The organism is Streptomyces sp. NPDC029152, assembly GCF_055564355.1.
Genome location: NZ_JBVHWR010000001.1, coordinates 478,742 through 504,530, shown reverse-complemented (window position 1 = coordinate 504,530; position 25,789 = coordinate 478,742). Strand labels below are relative to the sequence as shown.

Below are 25,789 nucleotides of genomic sequence, written 5' to 3'. Positions count from 1 at the left end.
TCAAGGGTCTCACGACCGCCGACGGTGCCCCACGGAACGGCGACAGGGCCTACGTCGCCGGCTCGTAGTCCCGGCCGAGGACCACCGAGACGTCGGCGTTCGCCGCGACCTCGCCCCGGATGACGGACCCGTCGGGCAGGCCCAGGGTCTTGGCCACCTGGACGGCGTCCTCCTTGTCGGCGGCTTCCGCGTACAGGACCTGCGACGTGGCCTCGGTGCCGGAGGCGGTGCCGCCCTCCAGGAAGGTGAAGCCGCCGTTGAGGAGGGCGACGCGGGCCTTGCCCGCGCGGTCCTCGACGCCGGTGGCGTTGCGGACGGCGACGCTGACGGCCGCGTCCTCGTCGGGGCTCTTGGCGGTGCCGCCGAGCACGTCCTTGACGATCTCGTCGCCGGCCTCGGCGCTGAGCCGGCCGTCGCTCCCGACGGGCAGCAGCGCGGTCCCGAAGTCGCCGCCCTTGGCGAGCTCGGAGAGTCCGGCGAGGAAGGAGCCGAGGTCGCTCTCGGTCAGCGGCGGGTCGAGGACCAGGCCGAGCGTCTGGACCGTGACCGTCGCGCCCTGCGGGTCGGAGGACATCTTGCGCAGCACGCCGTGCAGGACCTGTCCGAACCGCTGGAGCTGGGCGTCGGCGGACTCCCCCGGGCCGCGGTGGGTGGCGTAGGCGACGGCCATCTTGCCGCTGAGGGTCTGCTTCGCGCCCTTGCGCACCAGGGGTGCGGCGCCCTTGTCCTTGACGGCCGGGTCGGGCACGTCGGCGTCGGTGTCCACCTCGATGTTGCCGACCAGGTCCACCAGGATCTGCAGGAACGGGGTGTCCAGCCGCCAGCTGCCCCCGATGTCGGTGCCGAGGGCCGAGTCGAGCGCGGTCCGGGTGGCGTCGGGGCCGTCGTCGTCGAGAGATTCGGCGAGCGTGGTGGTGGTGCCGTCGTCGCCGGTCAGGGCCAGCGAGTTGGGCAGCAGGACGGCGGTGCCCCGCTTGGTGGTGGTGTTGTCGACGAGCAGCGCCGTGGAGGTGCCGCCCTTGGCGGTGTCGTGCAGGTGGACGGCGATCACGTCGCGTTTCTGGGCGCCCGCCGCCGTCGTACCGCCCTTCCCGGAGTCCGACGAGGACAGGCCGGGCAGCTTTCCGGCGTACCAGAGGTAGCCGACGCCGCCGACGGCGACGAGGGCCAGGGCGACGACGAGGGCGACGACGCGCGTGCGGGCGCGGCGCCGGGCCTCCTCGCGGCGCTCGGTGCGGTTCTCGGTGAACTTGAGCCAGTCGATGACGTCCTCGGAGTCGTCGGTGGGCTCCTCGACGAAGGCGAACTGCTCGGTCCTGTACTCCCGCTCCGGTTCGTCGGGGGCCGCCGGCTCCGGTTCCCCCGGCGGGCCCGCCTGCTGCGGGACGTGGGCGGTCTGTTCGGCGACGAGCGGCTGCCGGCCGCTCGTCGCGGCCTGGCCGTACGGGTCGTACGCGTCGTACGGCGGCTGCGGGGCGGGGCCGTGGCCGCCGTACCGGCCGTGGCCGGCCTCGGGGACGGGCGGTTGCTGCCCGGTGCCCTGGACGTCCTGGGCGGGGTAGGGGTCGTACGGCGCGGCGGCCTGGGGGGTGCCGGTGGCGTACGGGTCGTAGCCGTGGCCCTGCCCGTACAGGTCCTGCTGCCCGTACGGCTGCTGTGCGTACTGCTCCTGCTGCTGCGCGTAAGGGTCGTACGGCTGCTGCCCGCCCGGGGCCTGGGCCTGGCGGTAGACCGGCCGGCCGTACTCGTCGTAGCCGACGAGCTCGTACGGGTCGGCCTGGCCGTTGCCGTATCCCGCGTCGTATGGGTCGTTCACCGGTGCCCCTCTCGGCTCAGTCGCCGCGGTACAGCTGGCGCTTGTCGATGTAGCGCACGACTCCGTCGGGCACCAGGTACCAGACGGGATCGCCCTTGGCGACCCTCGCACGGCAGTCGGTGGAGGAGATGGCGAGGGCGGGGACCTCGACGAGCGAGACACCGCCCTTGGGAAGTCCGGCGTCCGTCAGGTGGTGGCCGGGCCGGGTGACGCCGATGAAGTGCGCGAGGGAGAACAGCTCCTCGCTGTCGCGCCAGGTGAGGATCTGGGCGAGGGCGTCGGCGCCGGTGATGAAGAACAGGTCCGTGTCCGGGTTGAGCTCGCGCAGGTCGCGCAGGGTGTCCACGGTGTAGGTGGGGCCGCCGCGGTCGATGTCGATGCGGCTGACCGAGAACTGCGGGTTCTCGACGGTGGCGACGACCGTCATCAGGTAACGGTCCTCGGCCGCGGAGACCGTGCGGTGGCTCTTCTGCCAGGGCTGCCCGGTGGGCACGAACACCACCTCGTCGAGGTGGAACTGCGCGGCGACCTCACTGGCCGCGACGAGGTGACCGTGGTGGATCGGGTCGAAGGTGCCGCCCATGACACCCAGGCGGCGCCTGCCCGATCGCGCCGGACCGTTGCCCGGGGCGGGCAACGAACGGTTCTGTGTGCCCCTCGCCGCGTCGCGCGCCGGACCGGTAGGCATGTCCTGCTCTCCCATGCGTGCAGACCCTACCGGCCCGGTCCGGGGCCGAAGATCCCCCCTCGCGCTCAGCGGTCGCGGTTGAAGCGCGTGGTGATCCACAGCAGGAACAGCAGGATGAACAGCGCGGCGCCGCCGGTGAGGTAGGGGCTGAGGCTCTCGTGGTTGCCGCCGTGCCCCTCGCCCTCGGCAGCGAGAGTGGCCAACTGGGCAGCGGTGCTGTGGAAGCTCATCTTCGGCAGGACCTATCAGGTGTGGGCGGGATAAGGACGTCGCGGCTCATCGTATGCGGGCGTCCCGCGGACGATCACCCCGACTCCGCCGTTGGAGACGGCCGCGGTCCCGGCGGCCGTGCCGTGGGGAACCTTCCGGCCGCCTCAGTCGTCCTTCCGCTTGTACCCCCGCAGCAGGAACCACGCGGTCAGCACACAGCCCAGCACCATCACGATCAGGATGACCCGGAGCAGATTGCCCGCCCCTTGCTGTTCGGCCGCGGTCACCGCCCCGGCGAGCCAGGCGGTGTGGGGGGTGTGCTCCATGACGGTGACTCCTTCGCTGTACTGCCCGTCCACGGTATCTCCGCCCAGGCTGGGCCCGGCTCCGGGGACGCAAAGGGGCGCACAAGGGTTGGCAAAGGGCCTTTCCCGCGCAGAGGCCCTACACACGCACATGGGGGAAGACATGTCCGACGGCCACCAGCACAACGGGCAGGAGAGGGTGCCGAGCAGGCAGCGCAGGCGCTTTCCGGGGATCTCCTCGCGGGCGTACGAGCATCCGGCCGACCGCAGTGCCCTGGTGGCGCTGCGGAAGCTGAGCGGCTTCGACACGGTGTTCAAGGCCCTGAGCGGCCTGCTGCCCGAGCGGAGCCTGCGGCTGCTGTTCCTGTCCGACTCGGTGCGCGTCTCGGACCGGCAGTTCGCCCACCTGAACGACATGCTGCGGGACGCCTGCTACATCCTGGACCTGGAGAAGGTCCCGCCGATGTACGTCAACCAGGACCCGGTTCCGAACGCGATGTGCATCGGCCTGGACGAGCCGATCATCGTCGTCACCACGGGGCTCGTGGAGCTGCTGGACGAGGAGGAGATGCGGGCGGTCGTCGGGCACGAGGTCGGGCACGCGCTGTCCGGGCACTCGGTGTACCGGACGATCCTGCTCTTCCTGACGTCCCTCGCCGTCCGGGTCGCCTGGATCCCGCTGGGCAACGTGGCGATCATGGCGGTCGTGACCGCGCTGCGCGAGTGGTTCCGCAAGTCGGAGCTGTCCGCCGACCGCGCGGGGCTGCTGGTCGGCCAGGACCTCCAGGCGTCCATGCGGGGCCTGATGAAGATCGCGGGCGGGAACCACCTGCACGAGATGAACGTGGACGCGTTCCTGGAGCAGGCCGACGAGTACGAGGCCGGGGGCGACCTGCGCGACTCCGTGCTGAAGATCCTGAACGTGCTGCCCCGCTCGCACCCGTTCGCCACGGTGCGGGCCGCCGAGCTGAAGAAGTGGGAGGCCTCCCGGGACTACCAGCGGATCATGGACGGCCACTACCCGCGCCGCGAGGAGGACAAGGACGCCTCGGTCCGGGACTCCTTCCGCGAGTCGGCGTCCAGTTACGCCACCCACGTGCGCAGCTCCAAGGACCCGCTGATGAAGCTGGTGAACGACATCGCGGGCGGCGCCGGCGACCTGGGCGACCGGATGCGGCGCGGCTTCGGCGGCTTCACGTCCTCCTCGCCGAGGCCGCCCAGGGACACGAACGGCTCGGACGGCGCCGACGGCTCCGCGGGACCGGGCGGTCCTGAGACGCCGGACGGCCGTCCGCCGCGCGACGGCGCCTGAGTCCGCCGCGGGCGGGTGCCCCGCCGCTCACACCGCCGGCTGGGCGCCCTTCGCCAGGGTGCCGCACACGGCCGCGGCGCCGCCGGTGGAGTACGGGTCGGTACCGGCGGGGCCACCGCCCTTGGCCGTCTGGCCGGCGAGCAGCGGACGCAGGTGGTTCGCCGAGTCCTCGGTGCAGGACAGCGGTCCGGCCTGCACCGAGGAGGCCACGAGCTGGGTCTGGTGCAGGCGCAGGTCGTCCCGGTCGAAGCGGAAGTGCAGCTCGCGCCGGACGGTGAACAGCGACGCCTCGGCCCGCGCGTCGCCGGCGGGCCGCAGGGGATAGACGAGGGTGTGGTCGGCGGTGACCTCGAGGGTGGAGGCGTCGCTCTCCGCCACCGTCAGGCTGCCCCGCACCCTGATCTCGTCGCCGGCCGGTTCGGCCCACGAGGGGTCGAAGCGCACCAGCCACCCGGTGGGCGCGTGCCGGCCGTCGGCCGCGGGGTGGGCGAAGCTCTCGTCGAACTGGGCGAGTTGGTCGGGATCGAGCAGCACCCGCACCGAGCGGACGTCGCGGCCGCCGAGCACGTCCGGGTCGAGCGCCGAGCGGACGATGTAGTTCTTGGCGGTGATCAGCGCGTTCATCACCTGGTCGTCCGAGAAGTGCGCGGTGCGCCGGGCACCCGGCAGGGGGATGCCCTCGGCCCCGGCCGCGAAGTGCGCGGCCGGGCTGTGCGCGTACAGGTACGCGGGATCGCCGGCGCCGGGGACCTCGCCCCGGGGGGCGAGCGGGACGACGCTCATCCGCACCTGGTCGGGCTGCGGACGTGCGGCGGGGTTCTGGTACGGGTGCCGTATGCCCATGTAGATCGCGGTGCCGAAGGCGAGGGCGATCAGCACGAAGAGGAGCAGCACCTGCCGGGGCAGGCCCCGGCGCGTCGGCGGGCGCCGGCGCACGGCCGGGGCGTGGTCGGCGATGCGCTCCCGGGCGGAGAACTCCTGGAGGCGGGCAGCGCGGACGAACGACTCGTCGAAGACGACGGACCGGTATTCGTCCTCCCCGCCTCCGGGGGCGCCCTCGGGCGTCCCTCCCGGCGGGTCGCCAAGCCCTGCCATACCTTCAGGGTAGGTCCGGGGAGAGCCGCGTAAACGCGCTGACGCAGGCCAAGTCGGGACAGGTTCGGGCCGTCGGACCGGCAGGTCAGGGGCTGCGCGGGATCACCGGGACGGGGGGCCCGGAGTAGTCGGCGGAGGCCGAGGGGGTCACCGTGCCGCCCTGCTCCGGCCCCGTCGAGGCGGGCGGCGGCATCTGCTCCGGGCCGCTGCCGGAGGATGTGCCCCGGTAGACCGCCGCGAAGGCCAGCGCGACCATGCCGACGCCCATCACCAGGGCGAGCACCCAGGCGACGGGCCGGTGCCAGCGGACCTGCTTGCCGGTGGCCGGCGGGGCGCCGTACGGGCGGTCGAGGAGGTCGCGGTCGTCGTCCGGGTCGTCGAGGTCGGGATCATGACCGAAATCGCCGTAGCCGTCGTCGTAGCGCTCGGCCCGGGAGCGGCCGCGGCGTGCCGCTTCGGCCTCGGTGGCCTCGGCCCTGGCCTGCGCGGCCGCCAGGAGGCGTTCGACGGCGGACGGCTCGTGCACCGCGGCCGCCTGTACGAAGGCCTCGTCGAGGACCACGGAGGCGAACTCTTCGTCCGACACCCCGTGGTCGTGTTCGTCGTCGGGCTCCCAGCCGTCAGGGAACGGCCTACCCCCCACGTCCTCCGGCACGGGACCAGCGTAGACCTGGGGGGTCGATTTGGGCAGACGGCGGGGAAAATCATCCGGTGGGTGAGATGCCCCGTTCGGATCAGTGGTGCCCGGCACGGCGCGTGCCGGGCACCCGTGCCCCGGCACGCGCCTCAGCGCCGCACGTGTCCGTCACCGGTGACGATGTACTTGGTGCTGGTCAGCTCCGGCAGGCCCATCGGGCCGCGGGCGTGCAGCTTCTGGGTGGAGATGCCGATCTCGGCGCCGAAGCCGAACTGGCCTCCGTCGGTGAACCGGGTGGAGGCGTTCACGGCGACGGTGGTGGAGTCGACCAACTGGGTGAAGCGGCGGGCGGCCTGCTGCGAGGTCGTCACGATGGCCTCGGTGTGGCCGGAGGTCCACAGCCGGATGTGCTCGACGGCCTTGTCGAGGGAGTCCACGACCGCCGCGGCGATGTCGTACGACAGGTACTCCGTCTCCCAGTCCTCCGGCGTGGCCTCCACCACGGTCGCCTTGGTGTCCCCGGCGTGCGCCATGACCCGCTCGTCGGCGTGCACGGTGACGCCGGCCTCGGCGAGGGCGTCCAGGGCGCGGGGCAGGAACGCGGCGGCGATGTCCTGGTGGACGAGGAGGGTCTCGGCGGCGTTGCAGACGCTGACGCGCTGCGCCTTGGAGTTGACCAGGATGTCGACGGCCGTGTCGAGGTCGGCCTGCGCGTCGACGTAGACGTGGCAGTTGCCGGTGCCGGTCTCGATGACCGGGACGGTGGACTCCTGCACGACCGTGTTGATCAGCGAGGCGCCGCCGCGCGGGATGAGCACGTCGACCAGGCCGCGGGCGCGCATCAGCTCGCGGACGCTCTCGCGGCTCTCGCCCGGCACGAGCTGCACGGCGTCGGCCGGCAGCCCGGCCCCGCCGACGGCGTCGCGGACGACCCGGACGAGGGCGGTGTTCGACCGGTACGCGGAGGAAGAGCCGCGCAGCAGGACGGCGTTGCCGGACTTCAGGCACAGGGCGGCGGCGTCGACGGTGACGTTGGGCCGGCCCTCGTAGATGATCCCGACCACGCCGAGCGGCACCCGGACCTGGCGCAGGTCGATGCCGTTGGGGAGGGTGGAGCCGCGTACGACCTCGCCGACCGGGTCGGGCAGTGCGACGACGTCGCGCACGTCGGAGGCGATGGCGCGGATCCGCTCCGGGGTCAGCGTGAGCCGGTCGACGATGGCCTCGCTGGTCCCGGCCGCGCGGGCCTTGGCCACGTCCTGGGCGTTGGCCTCCACGATCTCGCTCGTACGGACCTCCAGCGCGTCCGCGACGGCGAGCAGCGCGTCGTCCTTCGCGGCCCGCGGCAGCGGCGCGAGGTCGGCCGCGGCGGCCTTGGCCCGGTAGGCGGCCCGGGTGACCGGGGACATCGAGTCGTACGGCGAGAGCGTGGTCATGAGGGGAAGCGTAGTGGGCCGGAGGGAGCCGTTCACCGCTCGTCCCATACCGCGAGACATGCGCCGGACGGGGGCAAAAGGGCTGGAAGGGGTGGAAGGCCTAGAAGGGGTGGACGCCGACCGGGGTCGCGGGGGCGGGTCCGTATCCCGCGGCGATGCGCTGGTGGTAGGTCGCGCGGTCGATGACCTCCAGGCCGACGATCTCCCAGGGCGGCAGTCCCGCGGTCTGCCGGTGCTCGCCCCACAGGCGCAGGGCCACGGCGGCGGCGTCGTGCAGGTCGCGGGCCTCCTCCCAGTACCGGATCTCCGCGTGGTCGTCGGCGTACCGGCTGGTCAGCAGGAAGGGGTGGTCGTGGGCGAGCTGCTCCAGGGCGCGGCGCACCTCGGGGAGCGGGGCGCGGGAGCCGGAGACGCTGAGGGTGACGTGCCACAGGCGCGGCGTGTGGGCCGGTTCCTCGCCCCGGAAGCGGTCGCCGGCGGCGACGCTCGTCAGGGCGCGTTCCTCGCCGCCCGCGCGGGCACCGCCGCGGGCCCCGCCGGCGCCGCGCGGTCCGGTACCGCCCCGGGAGCCGGTACCACCGCGGGACGCCGCCGTCCCAGGGCGCACTCCGCTCACGACGGCCTCCTTCACGCACACGGCTGGGCCCGGCGGTGGGCCGGGCGTGTCCCTGAGGAAAGTTGAGCAGGCCGCAAGGGATCCTGTGGCGGTTTTGCGGAACGTCCACCACCGATTCGGGGACGTTTCGACCTATTACGGGTGCAGGATCACCAGATCGTCCCTGTGTACGACCTCGCGTTCGTACTCCGGTCCGAGTTCGCGCGCCAGCTCCCGGGTGGAGCGGCCGATCAGCCGCGGGATCTCCTTGGCGTCGAAGCCGACGAGCCCCCGGGCCACCGCGCGCCCCTCGCCGTCCCGCAGCTCCACGGGGTCGCCCGCGGCGAACTCGCCCTCGACACCGGCGATCCCGGCGGGGAGCAGCGACTTGCGGCCCTCCACGACCGCGCGCACCGCCCCGGCGTCGAGCATGAGCGCGCCGCGCGGGGCGGAGGCGTGCTGGAGCCACAGCAGGCGGTCGGTGGAGCGCTTGCCGGTGGCGTGGAAGTAGGTGCCGGTGTCGCCGCCGGCCAGGGCGTCGGCGGCGTGGACGGCGCTGGTGAGCACCACGGGGATGCCGGCGGCCGCGGCGATGCGGGCCGCCTCGACCTTGGTGACCATGCCGCCGGTGCCGACCCCGGCCTTGCCGGCGCTGCCGATCTCGACGTCCGCGAGGTCGGCCGGGCCCCGCACCTCCGCTATCCGCGAGGTGCCCGGCCTGCTCGGGTCGCCGTCGTAGACGCCGTCGACGTCGGACAGCAGCACCAGCAGGTCGGCGCGGACCAGGTGGGCGACGAGGGCGGCGAGGCGGTCGTTGTCGCCGAAGCGGATCTCGTCGGTGGCGACGGTGTCGTTCTCGTTGACGACCGGGAAGGCGCCCATCGCGAGGAGCTTGTCGAGGGTGCGGGAGGCGTTGCGGTGCTGGGAGCGGCGGCTCATGTCGTCCGACGTCAGGAGCACCTGGCCGACGCGGACGCCGTAGCGGGCGAAGGAGGCGGTGTAGCGGGCCACCAGCAGGCCCTGGCCGACGCTGGCGGCGGCCTGCTGCCGGGCCAGGTCCCTCGGGCGGCGGCGCAGGCCGAGGGGGGCGAGGCCTGCGGCGATGGCACCGGAGGAGACGAGGACGACCTCCTTGTCGGCGCCCCGCACCTTGGCGAGGACGTCGACGAGCGCGTCGACGCGGTCGGCGTCCAGGCCTCCGGCCGCGGTGGTCAACGACGAGGAACCGACCTTGACGACGATCCTGCGGGCCTCGCCCACGGCTTGCCTTGCCCCTGCCACTGTGCCGTCTGCCCTCTCGCGTCGACGCGCGCCGGTGTCTGCGCTCGCCACGCAATCTACGCGAACGGCGCCGTTCGCCGCGGAGCGCGTCCAGGCTGCGGACAGGGTGCGCGACCGAGGGGGCACCGCCACCGGAGGCGCTTGTGCAGGCATTCCGCGACTTGTGCCTGCTGTTCGACGTGTGGGGAAATCCGTGAAAAGCAATCCGGACATATGGGCTAGGAGGTCGACATCGCGGACATTACCCTTGGCGGCACGGCACAGACTGCCCGGCTACCGTGCCCACAGCCCCACGGTCAGCTCCCTTGGAACAGGTTGTAGAGGATGCCCACTTTCTCCATCGTCGTCCCCGTTTACAAAGTGCAGGGCTACCTGTCCGAGTGCCTCGACTCCGTACTCGGGCAGGACTACGCGGACTTCGAGATCATCGCGGTCGACGACTGCTCACCGGACGCCTCCGGGGCGATCCTCGACGAATACGCGGACCGCGATGCGCGCATGCACGTGATTCACCTCGCGGAGAACGTGGGACTGGGGCTCGCGCGCAACGCCGGGCTGGAAAAGGCGCAGGGCGACTACGTGCTGTTCCTGGACAGTGACGACACCCTGACCGGCGGCGCGCTGGCGGCGATGGCCGAGCGGATCGACGCCACCGGCGGTCCCGACATCCTCGTCTACGACTACGCCCGCACCTACTGGGACGGCAGGGTCAGGCGCAACCAGCGGGCGGACCTGCTCGCGCACGACGGCTCGGACGTCTTCTCCCTGGCCGAGCACCCGCAGTTGCTCGACCTGCTGCAGATCGTCTGGAACAAGGCGTACCGGCGCGAGTTCGTCACCGGGACCGGACTCGCCTTCCCACCGGGGTACTACGAGGACGCCCCCTGGACGTTCTGCTCCCTGATCACCGCCGAGCGGATCGCCCTGCTGGACCGCGTCTGCGTCCACTACCGGCAGCGCCGGGAGGGCGGCAACATCCTCAAGACGGTCAGCCGCAAACATTTCGACATCTTCGATCAGTACCGGCGCGTGTTCACCTATCTCGACGCGCACCAGGAACTCGAGCAGTGGCGTGCGCCGTTGTTCCGGAAAATGATCGACCACTATCTGACCGTGCTGGAGCGCCCGGACCGTCTGCCGCGGAATGCGCGCGCGGAATTCTTCCGGCGGGCGGCGGCCGACTACCGCGCCCGTCTACCGCTGGACTTCCCCCGACCGCCCGGAAATCACGGCCGTAAGTACGCGATGCTGGGACGCGGGGCGTACACCGCGATGGCGGGAGCGACGCATGCGGCGAAAGCGGGAGAGCAGGTCAGGAAACGCACGCAGTCCGCCGTGAACCGGTCCAAGCGACGGGCGATGGACCTGTTCTACCGCGCCCAGCTGAGAATGCCGCTGGACGAGAACCTGGCCGTGTTCTCGGCCTACTGGAGTCGCAGTGTGTCCTGCAATCCCGCGGCCATCGACGCCGAACTCGCCCGCCTCGCGCCACACATCCGCCGCGTGTGGGTGATCCGGCCCGACACGGTGTCCGAGGTGCCCGCGGGCGTGGACCACGTGCGTGCCGGCTCGCGGGAGTACTGGGCCGCCATGGCACGCGCCACGTACCTGGTGAACAACGTGAACTTCGCGGACGCCGTGGTGAAGCGGAAGGGTCAGATCCATGTGCAGACCCACCACGGGACTCCGCTGAAGACCATGGGCCTGGACCAGCGGAAGTACCCGGCGTCCACGAACATGAGCTTCGCCGGGCTCCTCAGGCGCTGCGACCGCTGGGACTACAGCATCAGTTCCAACCGGCACTCGACCCTGGTGTGGGAGCGGGCCTACCCCTCCTTCTACACGGCGCTGGAGACCGGTTACCCGCGCAACGACGTCCTCGCCCGCGCCGGCGCCGAGGACGTGCGCCGGGCGCGCACGGCCCTGGGTCTGGCCGGCGGCACGAAGGCGTTCCTGTACATGCCGACGCACCGCGAGTACCAGCCGGGCTTCAAGCCTCCCCTCGACCTGGCCCGGTTCACCCGGGAACTCGGGCCCGGCGTGACCCTGCTGGTGCGCGGCCACTACTTCTACGGCAGCTCCCCGCACGTCGACGAGCTCCGCCGCGCGGGCCGGATCGTCGACGTGACCGCGCATCCCCGGGTCGAGGAGCTGTACCTCGCCGCGGACGCGCTCATCACGGACTACTCCTCCGCGATGTTCGACTATGCCGTGCTGGACCGCCCGGTCATCAGTTACATCCCCGATTGGGAGATCTACTCCGCCGTCCGCGGCACCTACTTCGACCTGACCGAGGAACCGCCCGGCGCAGTGGCCACCACGCAGGAGGAACTGCTGGCGCTGCTCTCCTCGGGCGCCTACGACAGCACGGAGACGGCCAGGCGCCGGGACGCCTTCCGCCGACGTTTCTGCGAGTTCGACGACGGGCGCGCGGCTGAGCGCGTCGTACGGCGCGTCTTCCTCGGGGAGCGGACGCCGCTGCCCTTCGTGCCGTTCGACGAGCGCCGCCCGGTGCCGACTCCCGCCCAGGCCGCCGAGGGACAGGAAGTCTGACGCCGGCGGCCCTCCGGCCGGCGCACGACGGGATCCAACTGGTGTGCGAAACCCGGGTCTCAAGTGTCACAGGTGTCACATACAATCCGGTGATCACCGGCAGTGGTCGCACTTCCTTCACCACGCCGACTCATCGACTTCACCTGTGGGGGGCCCTTGTCCATTTCGCGTACCGCCAAGAGAGCACGGCGTTCCCGCCTGCTCGGCTGCACCGCCCTCGCGGTGGCCGCGGGCATGCTGCTCGGCACTCCGGCCGTCGCCGCCGACAAGCCGTCGCCGGACATCGACGTGACGGTACCCAAGTCCGAACTGCCGCGGCTGGACCGTGTCACGCCGAAGGCGAAGCGGCAGGCGCCGCGGGCGCTCGTCGCCGCGGCCCCCGCGGCCCGCTTCGACGTGGACGGTGACGGCTACACCGACATGCTGATGCGGCTGCAGGACGGCGCCACGTACGTCTGGCGCACCACGACGGGCGAGTTCACCCCGTACGCCATCAACGTCAACGACTACGAGGAGAAGCAGAAGGACATCATCACGCCCGGCGACGTCGACGGCGAAGGAGGCCCGGAGGTCTTCACGCTGTCGCAGACGGGCACCCTCTCCCTGTTCCAGAGCTGGGGCGTGGACAACACGGGCTACGCCACCTGGAGCGGCACGGGCTGGCAGATCTACAACAAGGTCATCGCGCCCGGGGACGTGACCGGAGACGGCAGGCCCGACCTGCTCGCGCGGACCTACGCCGGAGACCTGTACCTGTACGCGGGCACGGGCAACGTGTCCTCCCCGCTCCGCGGGCGGGTCCGGATCAGCGGCGGCTGGTCCATGTTCGACCAGTTGGTCGGCATGGGGGACATGAACGGCGACGGCATCGGTGACGTCGTCGGCCGCACCCCTGCCGGCGACCTGTTCTTCTACGCCGGCCGGGGCGGCACCACCTCCCCGCTCGCCCCCCGGCAGCACATCGGCCAGGGCTGGACCGCCTACAACCAGATCGTCGCCGGGGACGACTGGGACGGCGACGGACTCGGCGACCTGCTCGGCCGCACCCCTTCCGGCGCCCTGTACTACTACCGGGCGAACGGCAGGGGTGGCTTCGACACCAAGCAGCAGGCCGGCACCGGTTTCGAGCCCGTCGATCTCTTCGCCGGCAGCGGGGCCCACCCGCACCTCGGCAAGGCCTCGCTGCTCGGTCTGGACGCGAAGGGCACGCTGTACTGGTACGGCGTGCGGAACAACGGCCTGCTGACCTCGCGCTCCCAGGTCAGCGACACGGGCGGCTGGGCCGGTGCCCGCATCGGGTACGCGTCCTCGCTCGACAACGACGGGAACGCGGACCTTCTGGAGCTGTACAACGGCGTCCTCTACAACTACGCCAGTACGGCCGACGAATCCCTGGCCACCGGATGGGGCAAGTACAACCTCTTCCTCGGCCCGGGCGACCTGAACGACGACGGCAAGGGCGACCTGCTCGCCCGGGACACGTCCGGCACCCTGTTCCTCTTCCGCGGCAAGGGCCACGGCGCCTCCCTGTCCTCACCGCTCAGGGTGGGCGGGGGCTGGAACGCCTACAACAAGATCGTGGGCGCCGGGGACTTCACCGGGGACGGCCGTGCCGACATCGTCGCGCGGACCCCGGCCGGCCAGCTGTACCTCTACCGCGGGACCGGCGTCAGCACCTCGCCGCTCGCCGGCAAGGTCTACCTGGGCGCCGGCTGGCAGCAGTACAACAAGCTGATCTCGCCCGGCGACATCGACGGGGACGGCCGTGCCGACCTGCTCGCGGCCAACTCCAAGGGCGAGCTGTTCCGCTACAGCTCCTACACCAACGGGCGCTTCAAGGCCCGCGTGAAGGTGGGCACCGGCTGGAACACCTACCGGGACATCTACTGAGGTAGCGGGAGGGCCCACCGATGAGAAAGGGGGGCTGCCGACACTGACCGTGTCGGCAGCCCCCCTTTCCGTCACCGCGGCCGCCGTGAGCGGCGCCGCGTCAGCGCTCGTAGGGGCTCTTCACCGGGAAGTAGGCCCTCAGGAACGCGTCGACGATGCGGGCCTGCTCCTGCTCCGGCACCTCCGCGTCACGGGACTCGCCGAGGCAGAACACGTCGTGGCCGCGGATCGCCAGCAGCCGCGTCAGCTCCGGGTGGCGGCTGTAGCGGCCCACGTCGATGTACGCGCAGCGGATGCTGCTGGGCACCGCGGCTCCGGTGAGGTAGCCGTAGTGGTGGTGCAGCGAGGACACCATGGAGATGTCCTGCCAGCCGCGCAGCGGGTTGGCCGCCGTGCGGGCCACGCTCTCGGGGAAGTCCGCCTCGATGCTCTCCAGCACGCTCTTGCGCAGCGGGTGCGGCGCGTGCACGAAGCTGTTCGCCACCGTCACACCGAACTTCTCCTCCAGCAGCGCCCGGTTGTTCTTCGCCGCGGCGAAGTAACCCTCGTCCTCCTCGGTCGGCTCACCGATCGGCACCGTCGTCGGCGACCAGAAGAACCGGCTCGTCCCGTTCGGCAGGAAGAACCGCTGCGCGCCGATGGGCCGGCCGATGAACACGTCGTCGTTCAGGTACAGGAACTGCTCGGACAGGCCCTCGATGTGGTGGAGCTGGCTCTCGATGGCGTGGGAGTTGAACGTGGGCAGGCAGTCGGCGTCGGAGAAGATCTCCCGGTGCGAGACGACCTGGATGCCCGGGTGCTCGGTGTCGAGCCACTCGGGGGTCTGGTCGTCGGTGACGAGGTAGACCTTGCGCACCCAGGGAGCGAACATCGCGAGCGAGCGCAGGGAGTAGCGCAGCTCGTCGCGGTTGCGGAACCGGGCGGCCTCGTCGCCGGACGCCTCCGGCGCCAGCCCGAGCCCGGCGCGCCGCTCGGCCCGGCGCTCCTGCCAGCGGGGGTCGGAGTCGTCGACCCAGGTGTAGACGGCGTCCACGGGGAAGGTGATGTCGCTGACCAGCTTCCTGGTCAGCGGCTCGAGCGTGGGGTACTCGCGGTCCCGGACGCGTATCCGGGCGTCGGCGGACAGCGACGGCAGCTTGGGGCCGACGGCGCTCGGCCTGAGCGGTGCGACGAACTGGCCGTCCCCGCCCTCCTCTTCCGGCACCCGGCGCCAGAACTCGATGTCACAGCCGTACGCGGGGCCGAAGCGCAGGGTGCGGCTGGAGCTCACCACGGGACGGAACACCCGCAGACCCGCCACCTCGCCCGCCGCTTCGAGCCGCTCGGCGAGCAGCACGCCCGGAGCGTGGGTGCGGGGCTTGAGGAGCTCCGCGTAGACCGCCTTGCCCTCGTACTGGTCGGCGAGCGCCTTGCGGACCCGCGCCTGCTCCACCGTGTCGACGGCCAGCCGCTGCCGGGGGTTGTCGTCGCGGTCGCGCAGCAGCACGTACGGGATGCCGTGCGCCTCCAGCGCGGCGACGACGGTCTCGAAGTTCCGCTGGATGATCTCCGAGCCCTGCAGGTCGTCGCGGACCTCGGACAGCCGGCCGCCGGCCCGGACCAGGGAGCGGTCGGACGCGCCGATGACCACTTCCCGGGCACGCTGGTCGCCCGAGGAGGGGGCCGTGCGGTCCGCGGCGACGGCGGCGTGGAAACGGCCCGCCCCGCCGTGGGCCACCCGGTAGGCGATGCGGTCGGCGCGCTCGGCCATCCGTCGCGGGTCGTCCCGCCGGGAGACCAGCTCGGTGAACAGCTCCTCCCACTCCTTGACGATCGCCTCGGCGGCGAACCGCGACGATCCCTCGTAGGCCTTCTCGCCGAAGGAGCGCAGCAGTTCCTCGTCACCCATGAGGCGCGAGATCGCCTCGGCCAGGGAGTCGATGTCGTTGGGCGGCACGAGCAGCCCGTCCACGCCGTGCCGGATGATCTCCGCAGGGCCGGTGACGATGTCGTACGCCACCGCCGGGACACCGGCCGCGAACGCCTCCAGCAGCACCAGCGGGAAGGCCTCGCCGTCCTGCGACGGGAGGATGGTCAGGCTGGCCCTGGCCCACTCCTCGGTCATGTGCTGGCTCGGGCCGAGCAGTTCCACGGAGTCGTGCAGGCCCAGGCCCTGGATGAGATTGCGCAGGCGGAACATCTGCGGGCCGTCGCCGAAGATGCGCAGCCGCCACCCGGGGTGGTCGGGCAGTGCCTTGGCGAACGCCTGGATGGCGTGGTCGACCTGCTTGTCGGGCACGAGCCGGCGCGGCATCACGATCGTCTTGCCGGTCAGGCTGGAACGCGGACGGAAGCCCTCGGGAATCGCGTTCGGAATGGCCGCGAGGCGCGGAGCGGCCTTGCCGAGGGACTCCTCCATCCACTGCTTGGTCCGCTCGGTGAGCACGACGACCGCGTCGATGGCGGGGGCCCGGAGCAGCAGCGGTTCACCCGTGCCGCCACGCAGCTGCGAAGGCCGGTGCTCCTGCTGAATGGTGATCACCCGGGAGGGCACCAGATCGGCGGCGGCCGACATCAGCGCGGGCGAGGTGGTGATGAGCACGTCGGTGTCGAGGGTGCGCAGCGCGCGCTGCATCTCGGCGTCGGAGAGCGCGTCGAAGGTCGCCTCCCACACCGGGCTGATCAGCTCGCTCGGCAGCCCGGCGAGGTGCCGGCAGTCTTCGGCGGTGAGGCTGCTCTCGCGCACCGGACGTTCGGTCTTGCCGGTGCGGTCCACCAGGTACCGCACCGGCACCCGCTCGTCGACGGTGAAGAACGGCTCGGCCCGCGTCTTGAAGACGCTCAGCACCTCGACGTCGTGCCGGGGAGCCAGATGGGTCGCCTGGGTGTAGACGGCCTGCTCCGTGCCGCCCATCTCGTCACCCCAGGTGAGGAGAAAGGTGATCTTCATCTGTTATCAACTTCCAGAAGGGATAAGCGCAGCACGGAACGCCAGGCTGCCGATGGGCGTGTAGTAGGGGTTGATCCGCAGTGCCGTGCCGTCGTCCGAGGTCAGCAGTCGGTGCGGCATCCGGAAGACGTCTCCGGGGCTGCGCACGTCGGTCCGCCGCCGGCACAGCTTCAGCGACCTGCCGCGCGGCCGCCGCAGGCGCACGTCCCAGATCTGTTCCTTGGTGCTCAGAGCACCGAAGTCGGTGATCTGCACACTGCAGGTGAAGGTGTCCCCCTCCCACGTGGCCGGCAGGCTCCGGCTGACCTTGCCGTTCCTGCGGATCAGCTCCAGGTCTCCGTTGCACGCCTCCGCCGGCGCGTTGACGAGCCGGCCGCGCAACGTGATCTCCGACCAGCCGATGTGGACGGACAAGACCTCGGCGTCGGCGCCGTCCCTCCCCAGGGAGACGTACGCACGACCGGTGCTCGACGCGATGATGCGGCAGTAGGTGCCGTCGTCCCGCAGGGATTCGGGGAGCGTGGGACCGTCGGACATCATCTTCGGGGCCGCGGCCAGCGCATAACGGCTTTCCCGGCCCTGGATGTCGGTGAAGACCACGGACATCCGCCACTGACCGGCCTCCAGCAGGTACCTGCGGACCCCTCCGGGCATCAGCGGGCCGGCGGAGCTGTCGCCCTCCAGCAGGTCGATGACGGTGGTGCCCTGTGCCTCGACGCGCCCGTCGCTGCGCTGCGCCAGGGTCAGCGGGACGACGACCGGGGAAGAACCCTGGCCCAGGACCAGCGACGCGGACGCGGCGGTGACGTCGTCGGGCACGGCGACACAGATGTTGAGCGTTCTGCCGTCCAGCACGGACAGGTGCTCCGCGGTCACGCGCGGCCAGTCGTCGGGGCTCGGCGGGACGAGGACCAGGCTGTCCAGTCGCGACCGCGCCGAACGCACCACGGCGTAACCCTTGCGCATGACCTGGTGGGGAGTGGGAAGTTGTCTCATCGGTTGTCTGCACCGCGCTCGTAGGGGCTCGGAAAGGGGAAGTACTCGTCCAGGAAGCGGGTCATCACGGTTTGCTGCTGGGCGAGTTCGGCCGCCGTGGACGTCGTGTCGTTCAAGCAGAAGACATGGGCCTCACGCTCGGCGAGCAGCCTGCCGAGCACCCGCTCCGCGCCCGGCTTGCCGACGTCGAGGTATCGGTAGACGAGCCCCTCGCCGGGGAAGGAACGGCCGGTGTGGAACGCGTAGTAGTGGTGCAGCGACGAGGTGACCGAGATGTCGCCGATGCTGCGGAAGCGGCTCGCCGCGGTACGCCGGTGCTCGTCGGCGAACTCGGTCTCGATCGCGTCCAGCACACTGCGGTGCAGGGCGTGCGGCACGTGCTTCATCTTCCGGAAGATGGTGCCGCCGAAGCGCTCGGCGATCAGCCGGCGGTTGTTCTTCCCGGCGGCCGCGACCGGCGGGTCGTCGTCGCTCGGGTCACCGAACGGGATGAGCGCGGGAGAGAGGTAGAACTGGCCGAGGCCGTTGGGGAGGAAGAACTGCTGAGGCAGCACCTCCCGGCCGAGCATCACGTCGTCGTTGAAGTAGAGGAAGTGCTCCGAGAGGCCGTCGATGTGGTGCAGCTGGCTCTCGATCGCATGCGAGTTGAACGTCGGCAGGGAGGCGGGGTTGCTGAATATCTCCTTGTGGCTGACGACCTTCAGCCGCGGGTGGTCCGTGTTCAGCCACTCGGGAGTCTGGTCGGCGGTCACCAGGTAGATGTTGCGGACCCACGGCGCATACAGGTTCAGGGAGCGCAGGGAGTAGCGCAGTTCGTCCCTGCTCAGGTAACGCGCCGCGTTGGCCGCTTCCTCGTGGTACGGCCGGTCGGAGAACTCCGCCCGTGAACGCACCCACTCGGGGTCGGAGCCGTCGACCCAGGTGTACACCACGTCGATCGGGAAAGTACGGCGCTCGACCCTTCCGGCGGCGAAGGCGGGGCGGGTCCGCACGCGCACCGGGGCGGCGGCGTCGTCGGAGCCGTCCTGGACGTCCGGGTCCTCGGCACTCTCCGACGCGGGCAACGGGGCCAGGTCGGTGAAGAGGGACTCGTCCGCCTCCGTCGGCTCCTCGTCGGCCGGGACGGCCTCGGCGACCGGGTTGCGCCGGGGGGAGAGCAGCTCGGTGCCTTCCTGCTTCCAGAACTCCACGTCGCAGCCGTACCGCAGGCCGAACACCAGACGGCCCGTCTCATCGGTGCGGTACCAGGTGCAGCGGATGACCGCGGAGCCGGACACCCGCTTCCACGCCCCGGCTCCGTAGGCGGGCAGGGCGGCCTCGTCGAGAGGCTCGCCCTTGCGTATGGGCACCACGTACCCGGGCCTGGCCCGACACGCCTGGCGCAGTGCGGCGATCACGCGCTCCCGGTCGTCTTCGCGGACCGCCACCGCCGCGGAGGTGTTCGATCCGGAGCACACGCAGAAGTAGTCGATGCCGGCATCCCGCAACGCCGCGGTCACGTCGTCGAGGTTGGCCCGCCGCGCCTCCAGCGGAGTGAGCCCCGGCGCCACGTGAGCGATGCGCGGGGCCTTGCCCACGCTGACGACCCGCCGGTCGTGGCGGGCCAGCAGTTCCCGGTGGCTGCGGGCGACCCGCACACGCTTGATCTGGGCCCGCGCCGCCGCGGCGGCGGCGATGCCTTCCTTGACCTGCTGACGGAAGCCGCTGTCCACGTGCTCGGCGATCACTCGTCGCGCACCCACCGGCACTACGCGACGGTAGACACCGACCAACCGGGGTGCTTCAGGATTTCGCACTGCGGGAGCTCCTCCGACGGGAACGGCCTCGAGAACGGCACGCTCCGCTTGATGACGACTCGGGCGGAATACAGACAGGCCAAGTATGCAACGCGTTCATCTGGCATCCGCCTTCGCGCACCACCCTAGCAACCGTCAAACCTGTGATATAGGGGACAGAACCCTAGGCGACGGTGCCACCACAGTGAGGGATCGCGGTCTGCGTCGCGTTTCCCTCAGAACGGCTCGAAGCCGTTGAACTCCCGCTCCACCTCGTCCCGTTCGGCGTCCCGGTCCCGGCGCCGCTGGGCGGCGGGGCGCGGCGCCTCGAAGCGGTGGTCCTCGCCGCGGCGGCCGAGCATCTCGGCGCCGGCCGTCACCGACGGCTCCCAGTCGAAGACGACCGCGTTGTCCTCGGGGCCGATGGCCACGCCGTCGCCGCCGCGGGCGCCGGCCTTCAGCAGCTGCTCCTCGACACCGAGGCGGTTGAGCCGGTCGGCGAGGTAGCCGACGGCCTCGTCGTTGTTGAAGTCGGTCTGGCGCACCCAGCGTTCGGGCTTCTCGCCGCGCACGCGGAACAGGCCGTCCTCCTCGCGGGTGACGGTGAAGCCCGCGTCGTCCACGGCCTTGGGCCGGATGACGATCCGCGTGGCCTCCTCCTTCGGCCGGGCGGCACGCGCCTTCGCCACCAGCTCGGCCAGCGCGAAGGACAGCTCCTTCAGCCCGATGTGGGCCACGGCCGACACCTCGAAGACCCGGTAGCCGCGCGCCTCCAGGTCCGGGCGGACCATCTCGGCGAGGTCCTTGCCGTCGGGCACGTCGATCTTGTTGAGGACGACGATCCGGGGCCGGTCGTCCAGGCCGCCGTACTCGCGCAGCTCGGCCTCGATGATGTCCAGGTCGGAGACCGGGTCGCGGTCGGACTCCAGCGTCGCCGTGTCCAGGACGTGCACCAGCACGCTGCACCGCTCCACGTGCCGCAGGAACTCCAGGCCGAGGCCCTTGCCCTGGCTGGCGCCGGGGATGAGGCCGGGGACGTCCGCGATGGTGTAGACGGTCGAGCCGGCCGTCACCACGCCGAGGTTCGGCACGAGTGTCGTGAAGGGGTAGTCCGCGATCTTCGGCTTCGCCGCGCTCAGCACGGAGATCAGCGAGGACTTGCCGGCGCTCGGGTAGCCGACCAGCGCCACGTCGGCGACGGTCTTCAGCTCCAGGTGGATGTCCTGGAGGTCGCCGGGCTCGCCGAGCAGCGCGAAGCCGGGGGCCTTGCGGCGCGCGGACGCGAGGGCCGCGTTGCCGAGGCCGCCCCGGCCGCCCTGCGCGGCGACGTAGGAGGTCCCGTGGCCGACCAGGTCGGCGAGGACGTTGCCCGCCTTGTCGAGGACCACGGTGCCGTCGGGCACGGGCAGGATCAGGTCCTGGCCGTCCTTGCCGGAGCGGTTGCCGCCCTCGCCGGGCTTGCCGTTGGTGGCCTTGCGGTGCGGGGAGTGGTGGTAGTCGAGGAGCGTGGTCACCGACTGGTCGACGGTGAGGATCACGTCGCCGCCACGGCCGCCGTTGCCGCCGTCCGGGCCGCCGAGCGGCTTGAACTTCTCACGGTGGACGGAGGCACAGCCGTGGCCTCCGTTACCCGCGGCGACGTGCAGCTCGACGCGGTCCACGAAGGTGGTCATGGGATGTGCCTCCAGTTACTACGGGGTTGTCTCTTGGGTAACACGCGAAAGGCGGACCCGCTTCCCGTCCGGGAAGTGAGGTCCGCCTCGCGAAAGATTCCGATCAGGCGACCGGAACGATGTTCACGACCTTGCGGCCACGGTGGGTGCCGAACTGCACCGCACCGGCCTGCAGCGCGAACAGCGTGTCGTCGCCGCCGCGGCCGACGCCCGCACCCGGGTGGAAGTGGGTGCCGCGCTGGCGGACCAGGATCTCGCCCGCGTTGACGGCCTGACCACCGAAGCGCTTCACGCCGAGGCGCTGAGCGTTGGAGTCACGACCGTTACGGGTGGACGATGCGCCCTTCTTGTGTGCCATCTCTCCTCAGTCCCTTACTTCGCAGCCGCGGGGATCTCAGTGACCTTGATCGCCGTGTACTGCTGGCGGTGGCCCTGACGACGGCGGTAGCCGGTCTTGTTCTTGTAGCGCAGAATGTCGATCTTCTGGCCCTTGTGGTGGTCCACGACCTCGGCCTGGACCTTGATGCCGGCCAGCACCCACGGGTCGCTGGTCACAGCGTCGCCGTCGACCACGAGCAGGGTCGAGAGCTCGACCGTGTCGCCGACCTTGGCGGTGGAAATCTTGTCAACCTCAACGATGTCGCCGACAGCAACCTTGTGCTGGCGACCACCGCTGCGCACGATGGCGTACACGCGGATCTCACTCTCTACGCTCGGGAACGGCACCCCCGCAGTCCAGCCGCCCGGCAGCACGCCGATGCGGCCTCTCCCGGTCGTGGCCGGTGACGGCCTCACCCGGAAGGAAGAGGTTTACGGGGATGTGACGCGTCAGTCGACACGCCGACGGTCAAGATTACGGGGCCTCGCGACAGGGGTCAAACCGGGCCCTGGGGAGAACAGGCGTGTGGCCCTGCCCGGGCGGGCAGGGCCACACATGGTGCGACAGGGACCGGGTCAGCCCTCGTCGGTGGCGGCCGTGACCGAGGACGGCGCCTGCTGCTCGGCCGCCGCGGTCTTCTTCGACGCCGCCTTCTTGGCCGTGGCCTTCTTGGCGGTCGTCGTCTTCGTCGCCGCCTTCTTGGCCGTGGCCTTCTTCGCGGTCGTCGTCTTCTTGGCCGCGGTCTTCTTGGTGGCGGCCTTCTTCGCCGTCGCCTTCTTGGCCGTCTTGCGGGCCGCCGCCTTCTTGGCCGGGGCGGCCTCGTCGCCGGACGCGTCCGGGGCCGGGGTCCCGTCCGCCTCGGGCTCCGCCGCCGCCTCCGCCGAGGCCGACGGGACGACCACGACGGCCGCCTCCTCGGGCGCGGTCGAGGTGGTGGGCTTGCGCACGGCCCGACGGCGCGGACGGGCCGGGGCGGCGCTCTCGGCGGGCGTCGCGGCCTCCGGGGCCTCCTCGGCCGCCGGTGCCTCGGCCACCGCCGGCGCCTGCTGCGCCGGTTCGGCCTGCGCGGTCTCGGGGACCGTCAGCACGGCCGCCTCGGCACCCGCGGGGGAACCGGCCGGTGCGGACACCTTCCGGGTGGCCCGACGACGCGTGCGGCCCTTGGGCGCGGCCTCCTCCACGGCCGGGGCCGGGGTCTCGGCGGCGGCCGGGGTCCCGGCGTCCGGGGCCGGGGCCCCGGAGACCGCGTCCTCGACGGCCGCGGGCTCGGCCAGCACCTCGGCGGCCGGCTGTCGCACGACCGGACGCTCGGCCTCTTCCGCGGCCGTGACGTCCTGCGCGGTCGGTGCCTCGGCCGGGGCCGGGACCTCGCCGCGCGCGGCCCCGTCCTTCGCCGCCTTCGGGGCCCCCGCCGGAGCGGACGCCCGCCGGCTCGCCCGGCGCCGGCCACGACCGCGCGTGGCGGCCGCCTCGGCCTCGGCGGCGCTGCTGTACAGCTCCTCGTCCGGGATGAACTCGGGCGCCGGCAGGGCGACCGGCTCGGCCACCTCCGCGGCGACCTCGGTCTCGGACTCGGTGTCCGCCTCCTGCTCCGCCGTCGGCCCCGTCTCGACGCCGGCGACGGCCTCGTGCTCGTGCTCACCGGCACCCGCACGCGCCCGCTTGCGGCGCTTGCCACCGCCGCCGCCGGCGGAGGCCGGCTGGTCCAGGTGGACGATGACGCCGCGCCCGTTGCAGTGGACGCAGGTCTCCGAGAACGACTCCAGCAGGCCCTGGCCCACCCGCTTGCGGGTCATCTGGACCAGGCCCAGCGAGGTCACCTCGGCGACCTGGTGCTTGGTGCGGTCCCGGCCCAGGCACTCCAGCAGGCGCCGCAGCACCAGGTCCCGGTTGGACTCCAGCACCATGTCGATGAAGTCGATGACGATGATGCCGCCGAGGTCGCGCAGCCTGAGCTGGCGCACGATCTCCTCGGCCGCCTCCAGGTTGTTCCTGGTGACCGTCTCCTCGAGGTTGCCGCCCTGACCGGTGAACTTGCCGGTGTTGACGTCGACGACGACCATCGCCTCGGTCCGGTCGATCACCAGCGAACCGCCGCTGGGCAGCCAGACCTTGCGGTCCAGCGCCTTGGCGAGCTGCTCGTCGATCCGGTACGTGGCGAAGACGTCGACCTCGGAGGTCCACCTGGACAGCCGCTCGGCGAGGTCCGGGGCCACGTGGGACACGTAGCCGTGGATGGTCTGCCAGGCGTCGTCGCCGCTGACGACGACCTTGGAGAAGTCCTCGTTGAAGATGTCCCGCACGACCCGGACGGTCATGTCCGGCTCGCCGTACAGCAGCGTCGGGGCGTTGCCGCTCTTGGCCTTCTTCTGGATTTCCTCCCACTGCGCCTGGAGCCGCTCGACGTCGCGGCGCAGCTCGTCCTCGCTGGCGCCCTCGGCGGCGGTGCGCACGATGACGCCCGCGTCCTCGGGGACGATCCGCTTGAGGATGGTCTTCAGCCGGGACCGCTCGGTGTCGGGCAGCTTGCGGCTGATGCCGGTCATCGAGCCCTCGGGCACGTAGACCAGGTAGCGGCCGGGGAGGGAGACCTGGCTGGTCAGGCGGGCGCCCTTGTGACCGATCGGGTCCTTGGTGACCTGCACGAGCACGGACTGGCCGGACTTGAGGGCGGACTCGATGCGGCGCGGGCCGTGACCCATGCCGAGCGCCTCGAAGTTGACCTCGCCTGCGTACAGGACGGCGTTGCGGCCCTTGCCGATGTCGATGAAGGCGGCCTCCATCGACGGCAGCACGTTCTGCACCTTGCCGAGGTAGACGTTGCCGACGTACGAGGTGGCCTGCTCCTTGTTGACGTAGTGCTCGACGAGCACCCCGTCCTCCAGGACGCCGATCTGCGTGCGCTCGCCGTGCTGGCGGACGACCATGACGCGCTCGACGGCCTCGCGGCGGGCCAGGAACTCGGCCTCGGTGATGATCGGCACGCGCCGGCGGCCCTGCTCGCGGCCCTCGCGGCGGCGCTGCTTCTTGGCCTCCAGGCGGGTGGAGCCCTTGATGGACTGCACCTCGTCGGACGGCTCCGCCTTCGGCCGCGGCTCGCGGACCTTGACGACGGTGCGCTCGGGGTCGTCGGCGGACGTCTCGGCCTCGCCGGAGGCGTCCCCGGCGCGGCGGCGGCGCCGACGGCGGCGGCGGCTGCTGCTGGAGCCGCCGTTCTCGCCGGTGGCGTCCTCGCCCTCCTCGGCGTCCTCCTCCACCTGCTCGGCGGTGTCCTCGGCGTCCTGGGCGGCCTGCTCGGCGGCGGTGTGCTCGGTGTCGTCGTCCGCGGACTCCTCGGCGCCCTCGGCCAGGTCGCCCCGGCGACGGCGACGGCCGCCCCGGCGACGGCGGCGCCGCGAGCCGTACTCCTCGGAGCCCTCGGCGTCGTCACCGTGGTCGTCGTCCGCCTCGTCGACCTCGGCCTCGGCCTCGGCCTCCGGCTCGTCGTCGGCGGCGGCGCGGGCGGGCGTGCGGTCCTCGGCGGTCTCCTCCGGGCCCGCGGTGCGGCGCCGGCGACGGCGGCGCGAACCGGCGGTCTCCTCCGGGAACTCCTCGGTCGCCTCGGTCTCGGGGGCCGCCTGCTCCTGCTCGGCCCCGGCGGCCTCGGCGGCGGCCTCCGCCGCGGCCCGCTCGGGCGTCTGGAACTTGGGCTCCGCGAACACGGGTGCCTGGAACACGGCGACGGCGGGACGCGCCGGACGCTTCGGGGCGTCGGCCTCGTCGGACCCGCCGGCGCTCCGCGCGGGCTCGGCGAACCCGCCGGCGGCCTTGCGGACGGACCGACGACGCGCGCGGCGCGGGGCGGCCTCCTCGACGGGCGCGGCGGTCTCGGAGGGTTCGGCGCTCCGAGCGGTCTCGGGCGCCGGGGCGGCCTCGGCGGCCTGCGCGGACTCGTCCGAGCCCTCGGTCGCGGTCTCGGCCGGCTCGGCGCCCGCGGGCTCGCCGGCCGGGGCCGACACGCGCCGGGTGGCCCGACGGCGCGTACGCCGCGGAGCGGCCTCCTCGGCGCTCTCGGCGGCCTCCTCGACGGGCGCGGCGGCGGCCGGGGCGGCCTCGGGGGCGGCGGTCTCACCCGTGCCGGTCCCGGTCGCGGTCTCGGCCGGCTCGGCGCCCGCGGGCTCGCCGGCCGGGGCCGACACGCGCCGGGTGGCCCGACGGCGCGTACGCCGCGGAGCGGCCT

At 72.0% G+C, this 25,789-nt stretch carries 19 protein-coding genes; 3 read left to right on the top strand and 16 right to left on the bottom strand.

Annotated features, from left to right (window positions below; translation table 11 throughout):
• Positions 1 to 49: 49 nt before the first annotated feature.
• The 4 genes from ACZ4V6_RS02160 to ACZ4V6_RS02145 all read right to left on the bottom strand — a co-directional run bounded on the left by ACZ4V6_RS02160 (position 50) and on the right by ACZ4V6_RS02145 (position 3,040).
• A complete protein-coding gene (locus ACZ4V6_RS02160) occupies positions 50 to 1,816 on the bottom strand; it encodes an LCP family protein (protein ID WP_467821838.1) in 1,767 nt (588 codons plus the stop codon).
• Between the two features lie 16 nt (positions 1,817 to 1,832).
• Positions 1,833 to 2,519: a nicotinate-nucleotide adenylyltransferase gene (nadD, locus tag ACZ4V6_RS02155; protein ID WP_467821837.1), complete on the bottom strand. Its 687-nt coding sequence runs from the start codon at positions 2,517 to 2,519 to the stop codon at positions 1,833 to 1,835.
• A gap of 50 nt (positions 2,520 to 2,569) precedes the next feature.
• On the bottom strand, positions 2,570 to 2,734 hold the full coding sequence (locus tag ACZ4V6_RS02150; RefSeq protein WP_077798830.1) for a hypothetical protein: 165 nt from the start codon (positions 2,732 to 2,734) through the stop codon (positions 2,570 to 2,572).
• A gap of 144 nt (positions 2,735 to 2,878) precedes the next feature.
• Positions 2,879 to 3,040 (bottom strand): hypothetical protein, encoded by a 162-nt coding sequence (locus tag ACZ4V6_RS02145; RefSeq protein WP_467821836.1) that lies wholly within the window; start codon positions 3,038 to 3,040, stop codon positions 2,879 to 2,881.
• 142 nt (positions 3,041 to 3,182) lie between these two features.
• Between ACZ4V6_RS02145 and ACZ4V6_RS02140 the strand changes: the two genes are divergently transcribed.
• Complete coding sequence (locus ACZ4V6_RS02140; RefSeq protein WP_467821835.1) at positions 3,183 to 4,331, top strand: M48 family metallopeptidase; 1,149 nt, start codon at positions 3,183 to 3,185, stop codon at positions 4,329 to 4,331.
• Positions 4,332 to 4,358: 27 nt separating this feature from the next.
• Here ACZ4V6_RS02140 and ACZ4V6_RS02135 read toward each other — a convergent pair whose 3' ends face one another.
• The 5 genes from ACZ4V6_RS02135 to proB all read right to left on the bottom strand — a co-directional run bounded on the left by ACZ4V6_RS02135 (position 4,359) and on the right by proB (position 9,354).
• Positions 4,359 to 5,426: an SCO2583 family membrane protein gene (locus ACZ4V6_RS02135; protein ID WP_467821834.1), complete on the bottom strand. Its 1,068-nt coding sequence runs from the start codon at positions 5,424 to 5,426 to the stop codon at positions 4,359 to 4,361.
• Positions 5,427 to 5,511: 85 nt separating this feature from the next.
• Entirely contained in the window at positions 5,512 to 6,081 is a 570-nt protein-coding gene (locus tag ACZ4V6_RS02130; RefSeq protein ID WP_467821833.1) for an SCO2584 family spore wall biosynthesis protein, read from the bottom strand.
• Positions 6,082 to 6,212: 131 nt separating this feature from the next.
• Entirely contained in the window at positions 6,213 to 7,499 is a 1,287-nt protein-coding gene (locus tag ACZ4V6_RS02125; RefSeq protein ID WP_467821832.1) for a glutamate-5-semialdehyde dehydrogenase, read from the bottom strand.
• A 100-nt stretch (positions 7,500 to 7,599) separates the two neighbouring features.
• Positions 7,600 to 8,115, bottom strand: a complete 516-nt coding sequence (locus tag ACZ4V6_RS02120) for a hypothetical protein (protein ID WP_467821831.1) — start codon at positions 8,113 to 8,115, stop codon at positions 7,600 to 7,602.
• Between the two features lie 135 nt (positions 8,116 to 8,250).
• Positions 8,251 to 9,354, bottom strand: coding sequence for a glutamate 5-kinase (proB, locus tag ACZ4V6_RS02115; protein ID WP_467821830.1), 1,104 nt, complete (start codon positions 9,352 to 9,354; stop codon positions 8,251 to 8,253).
• Positions 9,355 to 9,699: 345 nt separating this feature from the next.
• Between proB and ACZ4V6_RS02110 the strand changes: the two genes are divergently transcribed.
• Both ACZ4V6_RS02110 and ACZ4V6_RS02105 read left to right on the top strand, forming a co-directional pair.
• Positions 9,700 to 11,928, top strand: coding sequence for a bifunctional glycosyltransferase/CDP-glycerol:glycerophosphate glycerophosphotransferase (locus tag ACZ4V6_RS02110; protein WP_467821829.1), 2,229 nt, complete (start codon positions 9,700 to 9,702; stop codon positions 11,926 to 11,928).
• A gap of 234 nt (positions 11,929 to 12,162) precedes the next feature.
• The gene (locus ACZ4V6_RS02105; RefSeq protein ID WP_467822221.1) at positions 12,163 to 13,818 is read left to right on the top strand and encodes an FG-GAP repeat domain-containing protein; all 1,656 of its coding nucleotides are present in this window, start codon (positions 12,163 to 12,165) and stop codon (positions 13,816 to 13,818) included.
• Positions 13,819 to 13,918: 100 nt separating this feature from the next.
• Here the strand turns inward: ACZ4V6_RS02105 and ACZ4V6_RS02100 are convergent, their stop codons facing one another.
• The 7 genes from ACZ4V6_RS02100 to ACZ4V6_RS02070 form a co-directional block, all read right to left on the bottom strand.
• On the bottom strand, positions 13,919 to 16,747 hold the full coding sequence (locus ACZ4V6_RS02100; protein ID WP_467821828.1) for a stealth conserved region 3 domain-containing protein: 2,829 nt from the start codon (positions 16,745 to 16,747) through the stop codon (positions 13,919 to 13,921).
• A 6-nt stretch (positions 16,748 to 16,753) separates the two neighbouring features.
• Positions 16,754 to 17,743: a hypothetical protein gene (locus ACZ4V6_RS02095; RefSeq protein WP_467821827.1), complete on the bottom strand. Its 990-nt coding sequence runs from the start codon at positions 17,741 to 17,743 to the stop codon at positions 16,754 to 16,756.
• The gene (locus tag ACZ4V6_RS02090; RefSeq protein WP_467821826.1) at positions 17,740 to 19,539 is read right to left on the bottom strand and encodes a stealth family protein; all 1,800 of its coding nucleotides are present in this window, start codon (positions 19,537 to 19,539) and stop codon (positions 17,740 to 17,742) included. Before ACZ4V6_RS02090 ends, ACZ4V6_RS02095 begins: the two co-directional genes overlap by 4 nt.
• Before the next feature lie 215 nt (positions 19,540 to 19,754).
• Complete coding sequence (gene obgE, locus ACZ4V6_RS02085) at positions 19,755 to 21,191, bottom strand: GTPase ObgE (RefSeq protein WP_467821825.1); 1,437 nt, start codon at positions 21,189 to 21,191, stop codon at positions 19,755 to 19,757.
• 103 nt (positions 21,192 to 21,294) lie between these two features.
• Positions 21,295 to 21,549: a 50S ribosomal protein L27 gene (gene rpmA / locus ACZ4V6_RS02080; protein WP_003976205.1), complete on the bottom strand. Its 255-nt coding sequence runs from the start codon at positions 21,547 to 21,549 to the stop codon at positions 21,295 to 21,297.
• Between the two features lie 14 nt (positions 21,550 to 21,563).
• Entirely contained in the window at positions 21,564 to 21,884 is a 321-nt protein-coding gene (gene rplU / locus ACZ4V6_RS02075) for a 50S ribosomal protein L21 (protein WP_004931419.1), read from the bottom strand.
• 261 nt (positions 21,885 to 22,145) lie between these two features.
• The coding region (locus ACZ4V6_RS02070) for an Rne/Rng family ribonuclease (protein ID WP_467821824.1) at positions 22,146 to 25,789 on the bottom strand (3,644 nt) is incomplete at its 5' end.

What these genes read in the sequence shown, in the direction of transcription:
- nadD (WP_467821837.1), bottom strand. Translation starts at nt 2,519, where the DNA reads ATGGGAGAGCAGGACATGCCTACCGGTCCGGCGCGCGACGCGGCGAGG.
- ACZ4V6_RS02150 (WP_077798830.1), bottom strand. Translation starts at nt 2,734, where the DNA reads ATGAGCTTCCACAGCACCGCTGCCCAGTTGGCCACTCTCGCTGCCGAG.
- ACZ4V6_RS02145 (WP_467821836.1), bottom strand. Translation starts at nt 3,040, where the DNA reads ATGGAGCACACCCCCCACACCGCCTGGCTCGCCGGGGCGGTGACCGCG.
- ACZ4V6_RS02140 (WP_467821835.1), top strand. Translation starts at nt 3,183, where the DNA reads ATGTCCGACGGCCACCAGCACAACGGGCAGGAGAGGGTGCCGAGCAGG.
- ACZ4V6_RS02135 (WP_467821834.1), bottom strand. Translation starts at nt 5,426, where the DNA reads ATGGCAGGGCTTGGCGACCCGCCGGGAGGGACGCCCGAGGGCGCCCCC.
- ACZ4V6_RS02125 (WP_467821832.1), bottom strand. Translation starts at nt 7,499, where the DNA reads ATGACCACGCTCTCGCCGTACGACTCGATGTCCCCGGTCACCCGGGCC.
- ACZ4V6_RS02110 (WP_467821829.1), top strand. Translation starts at nt 9,700, where the DNA reads ATGCCCACTTTCTCCATCGTCGTCCCCGTTTACAAAGTGCAGGGCTAC.
- ACZ4V6_RS02105 (WP_467822221.1), top strand. Translation starts at nt 12,163, where the DNA reads ATGCTGCTCGGCACTCCGGCCGTCGCCGCCGACAAGCCGTCGCCGGAC.
- ACZ4V6_RS02100 (WP_467821828.1), bottom strand. Translation starts at nt 16,747, where the DNA reads ATGAAGATCACCTTTCTCCTCACCTGGGGTGACGAGATGGGCGGCACG.
- ACZ4V6_RS02095 (WP_467821827.1), bottom strand. Translation starts at nt 17,743, where the DNA reads ATGAGACAACTTCCCACTCCCCACCAGGTCATGCGCAAGGGTTACGCC.
- obgE (WP_467821825.1), bottom strand. Translation starts at nt 21,191, where the DNA reads ATGACCACCTTCGTGGACCGCGTCGAGCTGCACGTCGCCGCGGGTAAC.
- rpmA (WP_003976205.1), bottom strand. Translation starts at nt 21,549, where the DNA reads ATGGCACACAAGAAGGGCGCATCGTCCACCCGTAACGGTCGTGACTCC.